Origin of the sequence: Paenibacillus vini (assembly GCF_018403325.1) — a bacterium.
GTDB classification, from domain to species: domain Bacteria; phylum Bacillota; class Bacilli; order Paenibacillales; family Paenibacillaceae; genus Fontibacillus; species Fontibacillus vini.
In genome coordinates this window covers 97,921-116,669 of the sequence record NZ_BOSL01000001.1, presented here as the reverse complement: position 1 = coordinate 116,669, position 18,749 = coordinate 97,921, and the positions used below count along the sequence as shown (strand labels likewise).

10 protein-coding genes are annotated in these 18,749 nt (G+C 53.2%); 3 read left to right on the top strand and 7 right to left on the bottom strand.

Annotated elements, in window-relative coordinates; translation table 11 throughout:
• Positions 1–52 precede the first annotated feature (52 nt).
• Positions 53–4,351: an AAA family ATPase gene (locus KJS57_RS00520; RefSeq protein ID WP_213653349.1), complete on the bottom strand. Its 4,299-nt coding sequence runs from the start codon at positions 4,349–4,351 to the stop codon at positions 53–55.
• A gap of 477 nt (positions 4,352–4,828) precedes the next feature.
• On the opposite strand from KJS57_RS00520, the gene KJS57_RS00510 reads away from it, so the two are divergent.
• Entirely contained in the window at positions 4,829–6,019 is a 1,191-nt protein-coding gene (locus KJS57_RS00510) for a coenzyme F420-0:L-glutamate ligase (RefSeq protein ID WP_213653348.1), read from the top strand.
• A gap of 94 nt (positions 6,020–6,113) precedes the next feature.
• Here KJS57_RS00510 and KJS57_RS00505 read toward each other — a convergent pair whose 3' ends face one another.
• The 4 genes from KJS57_RS00505 to KJS57_RS00490 all read right to left on the bottom strand — a co-directional run bounded on the left by KJS57_RS00505 (position 6,114) and on the right by KJS57_RS00490 (position 9,230).
• Positions 6,114–6,878, bottom strand: coding sequence for an SDR family oxidoreductase (locus KJS57_RS00505; protein WP_213653347.1), 765 nt, complete (start codon positions 6,876–6,878; stop codon positions 6,114–6,116).
• Between the two features lie 113 nt (positions 6,879–6,991).
• Positions 6,992–7,819, bottom strand: a complete 828-nt coding sequence (locus KJS57_RS00500) for a MerR family transcriptional regulator (protein ID WP_213653346.1) — start codon at positions 7,817–7,819, stop codon at positions 6,992–6,994.
• Positions 7,820–7,855: 36 nt separating this feature from the next.
• Positions 7,856–8,269 (bottom strand): VOC family protein, encoded by a 414-nt coding sequence (locus tag KJS57_RS00495; RefSeq protein WP_244861329.1) that lies wholly within the window; start codon positions 8,267–8,269, stop codon positions 7,856–7,858.
• 22 nt (positions 8,270–8,291) lie between these two features.
• Positions 8,292–9,230 (bottom strand): VanZ family protein, encoded by a 939-nt coding sequence (locus KJS57_RS00490; RefSeq protein WP_213653344.1) that lies wholly within the window; start codon positions 9,228–9,230, stop codon positions 8,292–8,294.
• Positions 9,231–9,807: 577 nt separating this feature from the next.
• Between KJS57_RS00490 and KJS57_RS00485 the strand changes: the two genes are divergently transcribed.
• Together KJS57_RS00485 and KJS57_RS00480 are read left to right on the top strand one after the other, a co-directional pair.
• Positions 9,808–11,565 (top strand): GxGYxYP domain-containing protein, encoded by a 1,758-nt coding sequence (locus tag KJS57_RS00485; protein ID WP_213653343.1) that lies wholly within the window; start codon positions 9,808–9,810, stop codon positions 11,563–11,565.
• A 388-nt stretch (positions 11,566–11,953) separates the two neighbouring features.
• Positions 11,954–13,975, top strand: coding sequence for a glutaminase family protein (locus tag KJS57_RS00480; RefSeq protein ID WP_213653342.1), 2,022 nt, complete (start codon positions 11,954–11,956; stop codon positions 13,973–13,975).
• 172 nt (positions 13,976–14,147) lie between these two features.
• Here KJS57_RS00480 and KJS57_RS00475 read toward each other — a convergent pair whose 3' ends face one another.
• Together KJS57_RS00475 and KJS57_RS00470 are read right to left on the bottom strand one after the other, a co-directional pair.
• Positions 14,148–17,186, bottom strand: a complete 3,039-nt coding sequence (locus KJS57_RS00475; RefSeq protein ID WP_213653341.1) for an alpha-mannosidase — start codon at positions 17,184–17,186, stop codon at positions 14,148–14,150.
• Positions 17,187–17,276: 90 nt separating this feature from the next.
• Complete coding sequence (locus KJS57_RS00470) at positions 17,277–18,746, bottom strand: extracellular solute-binding protein (RefSeq protein ID WP_213653340.1); 1,470 nt, start codon at positions 18,744–18,746, stop codon at positions 17,277–17,279.
• Between the last annotated feature and the right edge of the window lie 3 nt (positions 18,747–18,749).

Here is an 18,749-nt window from a genome sequence, read left to right as displayed (position 1 = left end):
CACCCTAAAAAGACGAAGGAAGCGGCCCCTATAAGGCTCGCTCCCTCGTTTGTCATTCTATCAATCCTAGCTCTCTCGCTCGTACGACGGCTTGCCCCCTCCGCTTTACGTCCAACTTGCTGATAATTCTGGATACATGCGTCTTGACTGTTGTTTCAGCTATGCCGAGTCGATCAGCAATTTCCCGGTTCGATAATCCTTCCGTAATCGCCCTTAAAATCTCATACTCTCGTTCGGTCAGTGGATCAGTCAACTCCTGTGGATCGACTGTTGAGACCGAAGCAGGGGCCGCTTCCTCGGCACCCTCCATTTTGGCGCCCCCAGCTTCATCTTCCAGCAGTTTGACATAAATGATGCGCGTTGCTGCAAGCTCCAACACCTTAACATCCCGCTCCGTAAACACACCCGGCAAATGCCGGTTTTCCAAGTAGAGCAAGTAAGAAATCCGCTCTCCTGGAACTGCTATCGGCATACACAAGATCGATCGGGGCTGTTGTGCTTCAATATAGGGATCCTTGATCCAGAAACTCCGGATTGCATCATCGATAACAAGCGGCTCACCCGTCATCGCAGTATGGCACAGAACGCTCTCTGCATACTTTTCGGATGCCGCTTCCTTCCCTTGTATTTTCATCCCATTCGCTTCAATAGCGAACCCGCCTTCTTGGTGGCTCAACATGAGGACTCGATCAGCGCCTGATTGTTGAAGCGACGCTTCCAGAAGACTTGTCGTCCAGCTAGCCTGCTTGGGCTTGCCGGGTCCGTCAACAAGTTGCCGCAAAAGTTCGTATTCGCTTTCGCCCACTGCTCCTATACTTTCCGCTTGAGCGTTTTGCCGGAGCAAATCCATACGCGTATGATCGCTTTTAATTTCCCTCCCCAAGGCTGGCCTCTCCTGCTGCGTAGAAACCCGATCCACCATCTCGGTATGTTGGGTTCTGCTCCCGGTCACCTTGGAGGTAATGCCCCATTCAGCGTAAGCAGCGCTGGCGTCCACCAAGGCGATCGCGGCTCCGGTCCGGCTGAATAGATCGTCTCTATAGCAGACTGCAAGCCGTTCGCAAGCGATCCCCTCCATTAATGAATACTTTTCATCCTTCGCCTGCCCGATCGCAGCCATATACCCGGGTACCGCAAGCATCGGATTCCCGGCAATGCGTTCCACTTCCGCCTTCATCAGGAGATACGCCGAGGACGTACTGCCAAGAAATCCTTTCCAACTTTTCATTCTCCGCAATTGAAGGCGGAGGGTCCGCCTGATCTGCTTGCGCTCTTTCTCATCCTTCTCAAAGAATACGGCCGCTAAAGTCAAACTCTCATAGAAACGTTGCTTTCGAACCCTCGTCAGGTCCAGTGGCAGCTCATTAGTCCTTCCCTGCTTCGCCCAGTACAATGCTTCCCGATAGTTGCCTGACAAGTAGGCGACTTCTAGCCTGCAACCACAGCTATAATTGTCTTCTTCCCGTGGTTCCAAGTCGATACTGGACGGAGTCTGCGCAGTAGCGATGAAGCTCTCTATCCGGGAACCGTCTTGCAGCGCCTGTAGATAGCTCCCTGCGATCCGCACCGTCTGCATCGTCGTGTCGTTGGCGTTCTGACGCATATTCTCCTCAAAGTAATGCAGCAACTCCTTCAAAGCATACAGGTCTCCGTTATGGGTCACGAGACAGGTAATCAGAGCCAGGTTGGCAAAATCCTTCTCCCCGGCTTCCAATCCTTGACGCATCGACTTGTATAGCATGGCGGACGCTTCCGAGGGCTTGTCCAGTTGCTTGGACATGCCACCCACAAAAGTAGACAAATGCTGATTTCTGAACTTGGAGGTATCGGCCATTTGCTTAAACACCCGTTCGGTAATCGAAGGTGCTTGAGCATAGCTCGGAAGCACCCTCTGCATGATCAGTTCGTATTCGCTGATCATGACGGCCAGTGACTCGTTTACCCCTTTACGGAGCCCGTAACGAATATACCGCGCATACAGTTCAAACAACGCTCTCGAGTCGTGCATGAGCAGCGGAAAGAATAGCTGCACCAACAGCAGACTTAACTGAGCATACTCCTGATCGGAAGGATCAGGCGGCTGATAAGGCTTATTACGTGTTCGGTACAACAGGATCCCTGTCCGCAAGACTTCCTTAGCGATGAACAACAGGGAACTCTTCTCCCGGAGCTTCCATCCATAGGCCGCCAGAGCCTCTTTTCCGAATTCGATTGCCTTTTCGTTGTCTACAAACGCGTGAAATTGAATTAAGGGTGACCATATGCGCGAACGCTCCGTTCGGCTCATCCACCCGCTGTTCTTGTTCAAGTCCGACAATATCTCTCTCGCCCGTTCGGGATGGTCGCCCATGTATTCCGTCCATGCCAAAATCAACTGCAGTTGAACATGAAGTTCTTCTGCCTCAAACTCCGCTGACAGACGAAGCCCGTTTTCCGCATACTCTTTCCCTTTTGCATACCGCCCTTCAGCCAATGCCTCCTTCCCCGCTTCAAGATTATGCTCAGCCAGTTGACGCGCCTCATGCTCCGGCAGAATCGACGAGGCCAGATTCAAATGATCAATCGCCGTTACGATCAGATCATCCCTCCATTCCGGAGTACGGCGTTGTAGCAGTTGGCCTAGCTTACGGTGCCGATGCGCGTTACGTCCCGAGTCAAATCCATAAGCCATTTGTTGAATGGACTCATGAACGAACAAGTAGAATCTATCCTGTCCGTCCCCATGCTCCGCTTCATCCTCGCGACAGATGAGACCTTCCACCTCCGCCTCTTGAAGCTTATCGGATGCGGCATCCGGCGACATGTCGCACGCTTCTGCAAGAATCGATAAGCGAAAAACCGGCCCCATCGCGGCAGCCATGACCAGCAGCTCCTTCATATCGTCCGGGAGCCTGTTGAAGCTTGTCTCCATCAGGCGAAGATTAGCTTTCAAGTCGCCTATTTGCCGGGTTAATTCCGGATCCCATGACCACTTACGCCGTTTTTCGTCAAAGCCGAGTCTTTTCTCTTGCAGCCAGTTTTCCAGCAAGAGACGTACGGCCCGGGGATTACCTCCGGTTTGATCGTAAACCGACCTTGCCAGAAGACGAATACGGGCAGACTTTTCATGCAAGGCATCGGAGACATATTGGCTCACGTCTTCATAAGTCAGCGGCAGAAGGGCTACTTGTTCCTCAGGATTCCTAGCCCATCTCTCGGGTAGCCAGGAAGCCCCCGGGGCTTGGTCCAGGTCTGGTTCAACGAATCCGGAAGCGCCCCCCTCTTCCGTCCGGCAAGCTCCAATCAGGAACAATCCGGGCACGCGCTCCAGCACAAGCGATCGAATCACCGTGTGCGTTCCGGGATCGGCCCATTCCAAGTTATCAATATACAAGACAAGCGGAGGGCTGCATTCGGCCATACAACGAATCAATTCCGGCAGTCGCTCTTCCCAATACTCCCACCCCCTCTTGTCGTTGAGGGCTGTCGACGCCTCCGCCTCCCCGAACAGCGGCTTTGCCTCGGGCAAAAAGGATACAATCTCCTGCGCTGCTCGTCCAAACTTGGCCTGCAACGTCATCCTTAATTGTGAAATGATATTGGCCGGCTCGCTCCACAACTGATGCACCCATTGCCGCATGGCTTGAAGAATCGGCTCATAAGGTGTACCTTGCTGAAGGGCTTCTGCCTTCCCCTCTACAAAACTGCCGCCACGCCGGACGACGTTTAATTGAAGTCTACGAACGAGCGCCGTTTTGCCGACTCCCTCCTGCCCCGTCACCCATAAAAACACGCTATTGCCTTGAGCAGCCTGCTCAAGCCCGGCTTCCATCCGTTCTACTGCGGCGCTTCGCCCGTACCAGGCATCGGATACTCCCAGCGAACGGATTTTGTCTAAGCGACCCACTTCAAATGGTGCGAGCCATCCACTGCTTTTCAGCATTTCCTGACATCTTTTCAGATCATCCAGTAACCCGTATGCGGTTTGGTAACGGTCTTCCGGAGATTTGGACAGCAGCTTCATCAATATGGCCTGGAGCGGTCCGTCTTCTTCCGGCCGAGTCTCGGACAGAGGCCGCGGCGTTCTGCGAATATGCGCAGAGCTCCAGTCTTCGCCGCTTTCAGGGAGAAAAGGCAATTGGCCGGACAGCAGTTCATAGAGAACGACACCTAATGCGTAGAAATCACTTCGTTCATCCGGTACGCCATGGATCCGACCCGATTGTTCGGGAGACCTGTAAGCCGGATGCCCTTCTCCGATCTCCGTTATGTATGCTTTCTTTTCTTCACATTGAATAATGACGTTGAAGGGACTTAAGCATCCAATCAACGCACTCTGCTGGTGTTCGCGGAGCACCATTTCCGACAACATAATGGAGAGTTCAATGAAACTTTCCAGCTCTATGGGATGGCTCGTTATAAAGTCTTTTACTTTTCTATCACTGCTAATGATTATACACACCTGTCTAATTGTATTCTCAGCTTAAGTTATAGATGGTTTGAAGGCTACTAACTCTCCCTTGGCAGGAAATATGAATATCCATTTATTATTTAAATTTTAATCTCTCATATCTTCCGAGTCCAACATTTTTACAATCAGCAAAACTATTAATTTACGAAATGATAATAAGTCCTGAGGTATGAGTAGCAAGGTTTTTCAAGGTAATCTTACTCAAGTGATCGTTTTCAGCGTTTTGCACGTACTTATCAACAATGTCATCCGAGGAAACCAGGATATAACAAATATTTATTTCACTTATATTATTCTATAAAGGTATAGTAAACTTATAGTGTTTGAATATTAGGTATTACTTTTATATAAATGTACTCGATTAGAGGAGCGATTATATTGACAAGAGCAGTTGGTACCATAGTACGCGGGCTTCGCGGTCCAATCATCAACCAAGGAGATCATATCGAACAAATCGTAGTTGATACGGTATTAAATTCAGCAAAAAGTGAAGGATTCTCGATTGAGGATCGTGACATTGTAACCATAACGGAATCCATTGTCGCTCGTGCACAAGGAAACTATGCGTCCATTGACGATATCGCAACAGATATACAAGAAAAATTCGGTGATGACACCGTTGGTGTTATTTTCCCAATTCTTAGCCGGAATCGATTTGCAAACTGCCTGCGGGGAATTGCAAAAGGGGCAAAACGTATAGTCTTAATGTTGAGCTATCCATCGGATGAAGTGGGGAACCACCTTGTAGACATCGACGAACTAGATGCTAAAGGCATAAATCCATGGACGGATGTTTTAACAGAAGCTCAGTTCCGTGAGCATTTCGGTTATAAAGAGCATACATTTACAGGTGTTGATTACATCGAATATTATAAATCTCTGATTGAAGCTGAGGGAGTAACTTGCGAGGTTATTTTTTCAAACCATCCAAAAACCATTTTAGACTATACAAAGTCTGTATTAACTTGTGATATTCACTCACGTTTCAGAACCAAACGAATTTTAACAAATAACGGTGCTGAAAAAGTATATGGACTCGATGATATTCTTTCAGAATCCATCAATGGCAGCGGCTTTAATGAAGCTTATGGTCTACTTGGATCAAATAAAGCAACTGAAGACAGTGTGAAGTTATTTCCAAACAACTGCCAACCCGTCGTTGATGGGATTCAGGCGAAAATCAAAGAACTAACAGGTAAGACCGTTGAAGTCATGGTATATGGCGATGGGGCATTCAAAGATCCTGTCGGGAAGATTTGGGAGCTTGCAGACCCGGTAGTATCACCTGCTTACACTCAAGGACTTAATGGCACGCCAAACGAAGTGAAATTAAAATATTTGGCAGATAACAACTTTTCGCACCTTCGTGGAGAAGAGTTAAAACAAGCTATTTCTGAATATATCCAGAATAAAAACGAGGACTTAGTTGGAGCGATGGAAGCACAAGGTACTACACCTCGTAGATTAACTGACCTAATCGGATCATTGTCTGATTTGACTTCTGGTAGTGGGGATAAAGGAACACCTATGGTCTATATCCAAGGTTACTTCGATAACTATACAAAATAAGATCAGTAACAAAAAGGGTGTCTTAAACCAAGACATCCTTTTTGTTGCCGTTCGGTACGTTGGCGGATTTACCCGATTGAGCGCCCCGTAGAACTTACAAATGTGAACCGCCGGTTGCGTCAATGAATTGTCCCGTTATCCAACGGCTATCCGAAGAGGCGAGAAACGCCGTCACATCCGCGATGTCAGACGGCTGTCCAACTCGGCCAAGGGCAGACATGTCATTCGCTTGCTTCTGCCCTTCTGGAGTATGGAGCCAAGGAGCGTTAACATCCGTATCCACAATCCCCGGAAGAACCGCATTTACCGTAATTTGACGCGGACCTAATAATTGCGCAAGATGCAGCGTGAAGGTATTGATCGCTCCTTTGGTAAGATTGTAGGCCATGATGTGAGGGAATGCGATTCGAGTCACGCCAGAAGAAATGTTTATAATGCGTCCCTCATCGCGAAGCAAGGGTAACGCTCGTTGAACAAGGAAAAAAGGTGCCTTCACATTCACCGCAAATATTTCATCGAATGACTCCTCCGTTGTTTCCTCCAACGTATTCGAAGTTCCGATACCGGCATTATTTATGAGAATATCGAACTTATCTTCTCCGGTGACTCGGGGAAGCTCTTCCTTCAACGATTGAATTAATGAGGTCACCCCGGCAACGGAATTCAGATTCGCACCTACTGCGATTGCCCTACCGCCCTTGTCTTCAATGGTACGAACGACATTCGCGGCCGCTTCGCTGTTATTGCCGTAATGTACAACTACCAGCGCCCCCTCCTCCGCGAGCCTTAGTGCGATCCCTTTGCCAATTCCTCTACTACTCCCGGTCACTAATGCCGTCTTTCCGCTTAATCCCTTCATATCTGATCACTCCTTATAGATTGTGCTTTTACTATGCACCCTCCCCTTAAGGGGAGAGTCAAGAGACAAAAAGACTCCGCCTGCTTACACATGCGAAGTCTAATAAAAGCTGTCTATACGGATCGCGATACCGGAATGAGTAGTTCCGCCAGACGCATCCTGCCGTAAATATCTTCATCGGGAGTCATATACACTTCTCGAATCGGCTCCCCCTCAACTCGCGAGTATCCATTTGCTTCGATCCATGCCGATAGAGACTCGACAGCCAGACACGAATGGTCGTAAGGATCACAGCGATGTACTAAGGATGCCGCGGACGTATGACCTGGCAAAACATTAATTCTAACGCGATCGCTGCTCGGTATCATATTCGTCGATATCGGTAATGCCACTTCCAGATCCACTTGATCGTCTATTGCGTTACCGTGTTTGATAACAATAGACTTACTTGCCTGCGTCTCGCCGTAGGCGCGAACGTATTGGATAACCTCATCCAGCAGCACGCAAAGTCTCGACATCGGAACAATCGCGCGTATCGAAGCAACTAACATCGGATTTACCTTGCGCAAGGCAATCGGATATTCCTTTTCATGGGCAGCTGCAAATGCTTTGGCTCGATCAAGCCTTTCATTAATGGCATTTAGTTGATTCTCCGACTCCCGAATGAGGCGGCGGAGTTCAGCTTGCTTTTGCGCCACCAGACTCCTCACGCCTTCTTCCGAAATATCCTCCTTCAGAAACGTCGAGATTTGATCCAGCGTAAAGCCTTGCTCTTTAAAAATATGGATTCTCTTTATGGTCAGCAACTGTGCTTCGGAGTAAAAGCGATAACCATTGTTTATGTCTACGACGTCCGGTCGCACCAGCCCAATCTTGTCGTAATAACGCAAAGTCTTAATTGAAACGCCACTCAGCTTTGCGAACTCCCCAATCTTCAGCATCGCGGCCGCCGCTCCTCTCCGATTGAAGTCTTTTCCCTAGGCATCCCCCGACGTAACAGGGTTAACCGCGAAGAGAGAATGAATGTTGCCTTCAGGGTCTGCAAAGAAGCCCGTAGTATGCCCCCAGGACATGACTTTCGGCGCAGTGATCCCTATCGCTCCTTTTGAAATCAACTCATCATACATCACGTAGACATCCTTAGGAGTATCACATTCAAAATTAAGCTCAAAAGACTGCCCTTTCCGCTCTTCTGCATAAGAAGGATGATCGTTTGTGTTATCCGCCATTAAGGGTGCCGAAAAAATAGCCAGACGAACGCCATCATTTTCAAATTCCGTGTAATTCTCTTCGGTTACTATCACCTTGAACCCCAGCACATCACGATAAAAGCTCGTTAATCCAGGTACATCCAGCGCCAAAATCGTAATCCCTTCTAATTTCACTCTCATCACAAGCCTCCTCTCCTAATGCTTATTCCCAAGAATATAACATCTCTCTATATCCCACATCCCATAGGGCTTCATCCCCCTCAATAGTTATTGTAAGCTCGTTTCCCTGCTCGATTAAAATAGAGCCCATACCCTGCTCATGTCGCCCGGCTTCGGCAGATGCGGACAACATCTCCTGCCCATCGACGGTAACTTTAATGCTGCCCTGGGATTCCAGATGATCCGGAATGCCATAATTAAAGTAAAGATACAACTCCTTCTTATTGCCTAGCTTATACGTGAGTGTTTCTTTGTTTTTACCTTCACTTCGGTACACATTATATTGAGGTTGTACCTCTTCACCCCCAATCTTCAGCGGGGCCAGCTCGGTTCCTGTTATTGGAACCCCGGTGCCATCCTCCCATTCGTGGATCGCCACAAAAGGGCCCATTTCCTTCGTGAACACTTGATCAAGGACTCCAAAGACTCCCCATACCCCAATCATCAAGACAATGCCGGATAGGACCGTAACAGCAATATTTCTCAAGTCATTCTTAGTACGAAAGCCCAATTTGTACGCACCGAATCCGATGGCCGCGCCCGTTGAGTTCTGGATGACATCATTTATGTCGAAGCTCCCGAGCAAGGTGAATGCCTGTATGGTCTCCAGCACGAGAATGGATAGGATAAACAACGTCATAAAACGAACAAAGCTCATCCGATATAGCAACGGAATGAGTATACCGAAAGGAATGAAGGCTGCGACATTCCCAAAACCCACCAAATCCATCACCGTAGGGTGCAGAAGATCGGATAAATCCGGCAGCCTAAAAAAACCGTCCGGTAGAAACATGAACGTGTACTCGGAGATTTGATCGGCCTTACCCGCTCTGCCAAAAGCGAAGAACAAAAAGTAAAGAATAAATACGGTATAGAGTATAGTGAGGGTGAACATAACTTTGCGGTGTTTCTTTAAATGCATGGTCTTTCCTCCCATGATGAGACTTTATTGCCTCTTTAATTCGCTAATCTAATAGTTAGCCGTATATCCAACGAATTCGGACAAAGTTAAAGGAATCATAATGAGTCCCTTCTTTCGTTGAGATATATTTATATAAATTCCAACTCTGTGATGATATGTATAACAAAGACAGCGCGTCATAGCAAGCCTCATTTAGTAAAAACAATCTGCGCTTTGCTGGGACCCAAGTCGCTGTCGGCAGAGACAAATGCTCAGAAAGAACTATACAATATATCAAATATATAATATATATTATTTATGAACCGAATAAGCTATATCGGTTTGGAATGACAGCTTGTCAATTCTTTCATTCAAAGGAGGAAAAGAATGAACAAGTACAAGAGTTGGAGGAGAAAATGGCCGGCGGCATGCCTCTCAGTCGCGCTTCTGGTCACCCTAATGCCTTCGGTTTGGCTGCCCAAGGCGGAAGCATCCGGGATTAACTGGCCTTCCGGCCAGTTGCTGCCGTCGTTCTCGGCGCCGGCCGGACGGGAACGGCTGGCTTGCTCAGACGTCCATCGACGAGCCGCAGCGGCACATGGTCTATGGCCCTTACACCACAGACATTCCTGCAGGCGAGCATACGGCTTTTTTTGACATGATTATCGACAACAACACGGCCGACAACAACCTTATAGTCACCGTCGACGTTCGGGATAACACGACCGGGCAGGTATTGGCATCGCGGGATATCCACCGGCAGGATTGGAGCTACACGTCCAACTACGAACGCTTCTACTTGCCGTTTACAAATCCGGCAGTCGGGCATGAGCTGGAGTTCCGAGTATACTGGTACGGTGCCGCATACACCAAAGTCGACAAGGTTGGCTCCTTAACAGAGTCGCGCGAGGACGAGGAAGTGCTGTTCACCACGCTGAAGGGACTCGTCAACCGGACACAGCCTCGAATCTACACACATGACAATCCCGTCAAAAATGAAGAAGGCAAGTACAACTGGCTGAACTCGCTCGGACTCGGCTACGCAGATGTATCGGACAACTGGACGCTGTTGTCCAAATATGCGAGCGAAATCGATGGGATCGTCGTCTATGACGACGCTGTACCGGATACTATCAACCTGGCTACGACGATCGCCTCGCTTAACGACGGTATCGTGGCGCCGCCAAGTCTGGTGAACAAGCTGACGTCCGCGCCGTACAATTTGCCTATACTGGACGATCTGCGCGGCGACTATGCGAACAAGCTGGAAGTGTACCAAGATCTTTATGATAATTACTGGCCGACGCTGCCGCACCGGATGATCGTTGGACTCAGGCCGGAGCTCAAAGGATTTCTGCGCGATTATGCGATGGCCACAGGGACGGCCGTTATCTGGCTGAATCCGGCCGTCCCGGCCGAGGACGCTCTGCTGCGCGATTTCTTTGCCGACATGCCCTATGGCAGCGGCGTTTACATGGGATGGTGGCCGGACGAACCGGTTGGCGTTGGCACGGCTTCGGAATACGGCGTGTCCACCATCGCAAGCGACTTCTCGTCCAATCTGACCGTATTCGGCGGCACCCCGCGGACCGTGAATGTCAAACCCGTGCCGAACAAACCACCGCTTGAGGACAAAATTTATGTTTCTCTCATTTTGAGCGACGGCGATAATTTGCAGTATTTGGAGCACCGGTTTAAGAAGATATGGGATTCGCCGAACCGTGGCGCTGTTCCGCTCGGCTGGACGGTATCTCCGGCTATGCTGGACGCGATGCCCGGCGTACTGAACCACTTGTATGATACGGCCACTGCGAACGATGCGTTGATCGCAGGTCCAAGCGGCGTCGGGTATACCTACCCTAACTACTGGTCGAACCAGACCTACCTGGACAATTACACGGCGCTGTCAGGTGATTATATGGACCGCGCCGGCTTGCGGGTCATGACGATTTGGAACACGATTACCGGCCCGACGAATAATAACGTAGGCGAAAGCTTCGCCGCCAACGCCCCGGGACTGCTCGGTATGACGGCACAGGGCGGCGGAGGCGGCAACGTGACGATATTCGGTAACTCACTGCCAAGCCAGGCTCTAAACGCCACCTATTGCTACTCTTACGAAACGCTGGAGCTCGAAATCGGCAATGCGGTCGCAGGCTGGGACGGCACTTCGCCGAGGTTCGTAAGCATCCAGGCGAATCCGTGGGACGTTGGTTATCAGGACTTCGTGGACGTTGTCGATCACTACAACTCGAACAGCAACATCGTATTCGTGCGGCCGGACACCTACTTCCAGCTGATGCGGGAACATTACAACCTGCCGATCGACCCGTCTGCCGCCGCTTCTAATTCTTGACATGATCCATTGCGGCAGTCTAGCCTCCTATATGAGCAGACTGACTTTTAGTTGATCGCGTCATACGTATGTGCTGACAGCGGTGACACGCCGAATCGGCGAGTACTGCAGCAAATGCTTCCAACCAGCAGCAAGAGCGGGTTGGAGGCCTTTTTAATGGCAGGAAAAGATATTTCGACTTTATTGATTCATGGGGGCCAGATTCGCTTTCTTGATCTCAATTTAATCAATTTGATATATTCATTATTTTTTACCTTTCTATTTATGAAAATTATAAATTTGTAAGCGATTCAATCCACTGTTACGGCTCTAATTATTGCATAAACAGTTTTTAATGTTATATTAAATATATTATTATTAAATTAATCCCAAGAAAAGGAGTCTATACATGAAAAACACACTTCGACCGCCCGCCGTTCCGCTCGTCACTGTCGATCCTTACTTTAGCGTCTGGTCGATGGCCGACGGCTTGACTGATGACTACACCCGCCACTGGACGGGCAGGCGCCATGCCATAACCGGCCTCCTTCGCATAGACGGCATCGCCCGGCGGTTCGCCGGGCGCGTCGAGCCGAACGCGGAGGTCTACTACACAGAACCGGCCCCGATGCGTCAGATCGAGCTGCAGGTGACGCCGCTATCGACCCGTTACGTTTTCGAGGCGGAAGGAGTGACGCTCTCGGTCGACTTTACTACGCCGCTGTTGTTGGACGACTTGGAACTTCTCTCGAGACCCGCTTCCTACGTTCGCTTCGACGTCCGCTCCACTGACGGCCGGAATCATGACGTTGAACTGTACTTCGACGTCTCCGGCGAATGGTGCGTCAACGACAGCGACCAGCGCGTCGTCTGGGGCCAGGCATCGAGGGATGACCTTTGTCTGCTTCATATCGAGCACGAAGACCAGCGGATGCTGCATCGTTCCGGCGATGATCTGCGGATCGAATGGGGCCGCTTCTATCTCGCTTGCCAAGAAGCGGAAGGTACGCAGGCGCGGATCGGCCCCGCCTCTATGCGTAAGGCGTTCGTCCGCGGCGAGCCGATAGAGGAGGCGGCCGAGAACAGCTTTGCCATGCCGCGCGCAGTGCGGGACGGCTATCCTGTGATGTCCGTCTCCTTTGCGCTCGGTTCCGTCGGGCCAGGCACAGTCAGCCGCTTGGTCGCGCTTGCTTACGACGACGTCCTCTCCGTCGAATACTTCGGCGACCAGCGACCGGCCTATTGGCGGAGAAACGGCATGACGGCGGAGGTTATGATCGCGGCCGCATTCGCGGAGCATAACGAGATCATACAGCGCTGTGCAGCATTCGACCGGCAGCTGCTGGCGGATGCGGAGAAGACGGGCGGCGCGGCATACGCCGATCTGCTGGCCCTCTCCTACCGGCAAGCGATCGCCGCCCACAAGCTGACGACTGACCGCGACGGCAATCTGCTGTTTTTGTCCAAGGAATGCTACAGCAACGGCTGCATCGCGACGGTCGACGTCAGCTATCCTTCGATGCCCCTCTTCCTGCTCTACAACCCTGAGCTTGTCCGGGGCATGATGCGCCCGATCTTCGCATTTGCCTCCAGCGACGCCTGGTCCTTTGACTTCGCGCCGCACGACGCAGGGCAGTATCCGCTCGCTAACGGCCAGGTGTATGCGTCCTCAATCGAAGGTCAGATGCCGGTCGAGGAATGCGGCAATATGCTGATTATGGCCGCGGCGGCCGGCTTGGCCGATGGGAACACCGGCTTGGCGGAGGAGTACGAAGACATCCTGCGGAAATGGGCGGATTATCTGATCGCGCACGGTCTCGATCCGGAGAATCAGCTGTGCACGGATGACTTCGCGGGACACCTGGCCAGCAATGCGAACTTGTCGGTCAAAGCCGCAGTGGGCGTCGCCGCCTATGCATTAATCTGCCGGACGGCCGGACGCGAGGCGGAAGCCGCTCGGTATCTGGAAGCAGCCAGACAGATGGCAGCCTCATGGGAAGAGCTGGCCGAGGAAGGGCCTCGCTACAAGCTGGCATTCGGCCAGGAGGGCACTTGGAGCTTAAAGTACAATCTGATCTGGGATGTACTGTTCGGTACGGAGCTGTTCGGCCGTCATATCCGGGAGAAGGAAGTAATCTGGTACCTGGCCCGCAGGCAGCGATACGGTGTCCCCTTGGACAGCCGCGAGAATTATACCAAGTCGGATTGGCTTGTCTGGGCCGCTTCGCTGGCCGAGGACGACGATGACTTCCGCACGCTCATCGAGCCGCTCTGGCGCTTCGCGGACGAGACGCCGGACCGGGTGCCTTTCTCGGATTGGTACCGCACGGATAACGCGCGGCAGATGAACTTCCAGCACCGCAGCGTCGTGGGCGGTCTGTTCATCAAGCTGCTGAAGGATCGCTGGGCAAACCGGGCGCCGCTCGTCTGAGCGGCTGCGCCGATGTAGTCTTGGTCTGGTTAAGAATACAGTTGAAACACAAAAAAAAAGGGGCTGCGCACGGTGGGCAGGTCGTAAACCGACCTCCAACCGCCGCCGCCCCTTTTTCTAGCACGAAATGAACCTCGCCGTCTGCAGAACTCAATCAACCGACGAACGTATCTTACTTCTTCAGCTTGAGCCGAACCGTCTTGATTTCGAACGCCCGGAACATCAGCGTGATCCCGCTATCCTCCAGCTCAAGCGGAGCCGAGCCTTCTTCCTCTTCCATTAAGTTCGTCTCGGCCGCTTCCAGACAAGGCAGGCTCGACGAGAGACGCGCCTTTGCCGCGCCACCCGCACTCTCGTATAGGCGAACGATCACGTCGTCGCTCTCCTCCGCCTTCTTCACCGCCTCAATCATCACATGCGGATGATCGACCGTGAGCCATTCCAGCTCCCGATGATGGGCGAGTCTGTCTTGATCCGCCGCACCGGCAGACTCCGGGCTCATCGTTCCTTCGACCACGGTCAGCGGCACGTTGAACTCATACCCGCGCCGGGATACACCCGCCGTCACAAAATCCCCCTCATGAGGCAGCAAAGCATATCTGAACTCGTGGCTCGCCCGATCGGCCGCCGGATCAGGGTACGACGGACTGCGCAGCAGGTTCAAGTCGAGTACATGTCCCTCCGCCCGGTGTCCGTACTTGCAATCGTTCAACAGAGCCACCCCATAATCCGGCTGCGACAAGTCGATATAACGATGCGCGCAAATCTCGTCCATCGCCATCTCCTCCAGCGTATTGCGGGTCGTCGGACGCTTCAGATAGCCGAACTGGATCTCACAGGTCGCCATTCCCGACTCGACGGAGGCGGCGAACGAGGTCCGCAGCATTTTGCCGGACTCGCGCCAATCCGCGACAGCGGCGAACTCGACAGCCGCCCCGCCCTCGGACAAGGAGACCGTCAGCATCAGCGTCGACTCGCCGAAGCGATACAGCTGCTTGGCGACCGCCCGCGGGCCTTGCACCGCGTATTCGACGTGCTCAAGCCGCATCGTGCCCGCGACCGACTCCCGGTAATCGCGCGGGAAGTCCCAGGCATCCCCATCGTCGTGGTATACCGTCAGCACGTTGCCGCGCTCACCCGGGCGCAGCGCCTCCCGGCCGGCGGTCTTATCGTAGATGGACGCCAAACTGCCGTCCTCTGCGAACGTTACGCGCAGTCGCTCATTCTCCAGCACGCCGGCTTCAGCTCGAAGCGCGCCGCAGTCCGCCTGGGCTGCCGCTTCCGCCAGAGCGATACCGCCCATGCCCGGTACGCGCACTGCAAGCCACTCGCCCTTCCATTCCACCCACTCGCGTCTCTCCCAAGGCAGCGAGTTGAACACGATCGGCTCGCCGGATATCCCAAGCCGTCCCGCGACTTCCTCGTACGCCGCCGTCACCAGCGAACGCGTCTCTTCCAAGAGCACCGCATAGCGAGCCAGCGATTCCTCATAGACACGACCGATCGACGAGCCGGGCAGAATATCGTGAAACTGATAGAGCAGCGTTTCCTTCCAGATTCGCTCCAGATGCTCCGATGGATAGGAATCTGAACCGAGCGCCATCGCCAGGGATGCCGCGAATTCAGCCTCACGCAGCGCAATTTCCATCTGCCGGTTGTAACGCTTGTTCCTGGCTTGAGATGTCAGCGTTCCCTGATGCTTCTCGAGATAAAGCTCCCCGCGGTAGCGCTGAAACGAAGAAGCCTCTTTCTCCAATCGGCGGAAAAACGATAGGGAAGGCTCCTGCACAACGGGCGGAAGCCCAGACAGGCTCTTCTCGCGTGCGAGCCGCTCGAGATGCTCTTCGCCAGGCCCGCCGCCCCCGTCGCCGATGCCGAACAGCATGAGCGCCTGGTCGGAGACGCCTCTGTCGAGATACTCCCGCTCAATCTTCGCGAGCGAACGCGGCGCCGCGGGACTGTTGTAGGTATCCTCCGGCGGCAGATGTGTCAGCACCCCCGTACCGTCGATGCCTTCCCAGATGAAGCTATGGTGCGGATGCTTGTTGTACGTATTCCACGACAGCTTCTGCGTCATCATGTAATCCACACCGGACAACGCCAGCAGCTGCGGCAGACTTCCTGCATAGCCGAACACATCTGGCAGCCACAGCACCCGCACGTCCTCCCCGAACTCCTCGCGGAAAAACTTCTTGCCGTACAGAATCTGCCGGACAAGCGCCTCGCCGCCGGAGATGTTCGTATCGGGCTCGACCCACATCGCGCCCTGGAGCTCCCAGCGTCCTTCCCGAACCCGCTCGCTGATCCGGTCGTACAGCTTCGGATAATATTCCTTCATCCACTGGTAGAGCTGCGGCTGGCTCGCGCCGAACACGTAGTCGGGATACTTCTCCAGGTTCCGCAGTGCCGTGGAAAAGGTGCGCGCTCCCTTGCGGATCGTCTCGCGGATCGGCCACAGCCAAGCCAGGTCGATATGCGCATGTCCGATCGCGCTGATGCGCAGCTCGGCGTCTCCGCCCCGCCGGGCCAGCTCCGGAGCCAGCAGTTCGCTCGCCCGCTGCACCGTCTCTTCGTTAATCTCCGCCAGCGCGAGCGAAGCCTCATAGAGCTTACGCTCAACCCGCGCTTTGCGCGAACTCGCGGGCGAAACCTGATCCGCCAGCTCGGCCAGCACCTCGAAGTCGTAGTAGAGCTGACGGACAGCCTCGTTGCAGACGGCGATGTCCGCTTCCTTCAACGTGCCGCTCCGATAGCGGCCGAACAGGTCGTTGCAGCCTGCATCCGCCCAAAGATCGACGGTCTCTCCGCCTCCGGCGCAAGGCGTGACGTCCACGACGCGTTTACCGGGCAGTCCGAGCTCGAAGTCGAATTCCGAATTAATATTGGTTAATCCCTGGACGGGAGACCCTTCTTTGTCTACAAGACAGAGCTCGCCGTTGACATCGATGAGCAGAACAACTTTCCGGCCGGCGGCCGATTCAGGCACGACCCCCGTAAAATGGAACCAGGCACAGTCCCACAGCTTGCCCCACCGGTCACCCGGTGAAAGCGCGAGTCGCTCTCCCTGCATCCTATTCGCATACGGTACCGGCTCCTCCGTTACCCAAGCCTCTACTTGCAGGGAAGAGATCGGACGATAGATCGCATCCCGTAGCCGATCCAGCGTCTTGACCGTCTTTTCCCTCATGATCTTGCCAGTCTCATACGGCATTCCAACCCACTCCTATCTGTCATAACTGAGAAAAGGGCCCGATAAGACAGCCCTTCTCTCCATTTTAACTATGCTGTGCTGGCGGGTACGTCATTTGACAATCGCTTCAGCCTTTACTTGCGCTTCGTCCATAATTCCCTTGATGTCACCGTTCGTCATGATAGCTTTGGTGACCGCGTCTCCGAAGGTCTGCCATACTTTGGAGTCTTCCTTGCTGAATGTCGGCAGCCCTTGAACATTACCGTTCATCGCCTGGTAATGCAGGTACATATCCGGATGCTTGGATTGATAATCCGGCGCTTCCGCGATCGCCTTCTTAACCGTCGATCGCAGACCGGTATCGGCGATCAGCGTCTGAACCTCGTCGCTGTACATGGCGCGGATATATTCGAAGGCCGCCTCCTTGTTCTTTGCATCCTTGGGTACGGAGTGAAAAGCGGCGCCGATCGTAATGTTCCCGGGCGCTCCGCCCTCTGACAGCGGGATCGGAGACATGCCATATTCGATGCCGAGCGATACGCTCTCGGCCGCGCGCCACGGTCCGTCAATAATGTAAGCCGTCTGCTGCTTCTTGAAGGCGTCGAAGTAGGGCCCTTCCTGCTGGTTAACCATCAACCCGGCGGGGTGATTCTTGTTCATGTTGCGCAGTAACTCGATGACCTTCAGGTTCGCGTCGCTGTTAAACGCCGGCTGGCCGGAAGCGTCGGCAAATCCGCCGCCGTTGATGATGAGCAATGGTCCGTAACGCAGGTATCCGCCTGCATTCGGGCCCGCGTAGACGCCGCCTCCATAGAACTTGCCCTTGCCAGCCTCCGTGACCTTCTCGATGTTGGCGAGCAGCTCATCCCAATCCTTCGGTGCCTGATCGGGGTCGATCCCCGCTTCCTTCACCAGCTTCTTATTCCAGAACAGGCTGTTCACGCCAGGCTGCGAAGCGAAGCCATATATCTTGCCGTCGACCTCCATCGGCTTCCAGGCCGCTGGGGCGACTGTCTCCCGGATTTCGGAAGCCATGTCTTCGGGGAAAGGCTCGAGCAGACCCTGCAGGGCAAAGCCCGGCATTTGTGTCTCGCCTACAATAATGTCAGGGATGTTCTTGGCCAGGAACCCGGCCGTCTCCTTCTGGATCAGCGGCTCGCCCCAGCCCCAGTCCTCAACCTGGACCGTAATATTTTTGCTCTTGAGCTGGTCGTTGATGATCTGCTGGTAGAAGTACGAGAATACACCGGGGTGAACCGCATTGCCTGCCGTCCAGCTGAAATCCGATTCCTGGACGCGCGGCGTCTGCCCTTCGTCGGCCAGAAGCGCCTTCTTCCTTACGGGAAGCAGATCATCCAGCTTGCCGACACCGATAGAGACGGCGCCTTCGTTAAGCACCGTGATTGTGACGTTCTCCGCCGGTTTCGTAGACTCATTCTGGGATGCGCTCTCAGAAGGACTCGTCGATGCTCCCTCCGATGGACCGGGACTTGAAGATGAATTACCGCCCGACGAGCAAGCTGACAGACTCAGCGCCACCGCCAGCGGCAGGGCCAACCAAATTGCTTTTCTGTTCCGCATTTC

Coding starts and splice junctions, on each gene's coding strand:
- KJS57_RS00520 (WP_213653349.1), bottom strand. CDS start 4,351: ATGTTGTCGGAAATGGTGCTCCGCGAACACCAGCAGAGTGCGTTGATT.
- KJS57_RS00505 (WP_213653347.1), bottom strand. CDS start 6,878: ATGAAGGGATTAAGCGGAAAGACGGCATTAGTGACCGGGAGTAGTAGA.
- KJS57_RS00500 (WP_213653346.1), bottom strand. CDS start 7,819: ATGCTGAAGATTGGGGAGTTCGCAAAGCTGAGTGGCGTTTCAATTAAG.
- KJS57_RS00495 (WP_244861329.1), bottom strand. CDS start 8,269: ATGAGAGTGAAATTAGAAGGGATTACGATTTTGGCGCTGGATGTACCT.
- KJS57_RS00490 (WP_213653344.1), bottom strand. CDS start 9,230: ATGCATTTAAAGAAACACCGCAAAGTTATGTTCACCCTCACTATACTC.
- KJS57_RS00485 (WP_213653343.1), top strand. CDS start 9,808: ATGGTCTATGGCCCTTACACCACAGACATTCCTGCAGGCGAGCATACG.
- KJS57_RS00480 (WP_213653342.1), top strand. CDS start 11,954: ATGAAAAACACACTTCGACCGCCCGCCGTTCCGCTCGTCACTGTCGAT.
- KJS57_RS00475 (WP_213653341.1), bottom strand. CDS start 17,186: ATGCCGTATGAGACTGGCAAGATCATGAGGGAAAAGACGGTCAAGACG.
- KJS57_RS00470 (WP_213653340.1), bottom strand. CDS start 18,746: ATGCGGAACAGAAAAGCAATTTGGTTGGCCCTGCCGCTGGCGGTGGCG.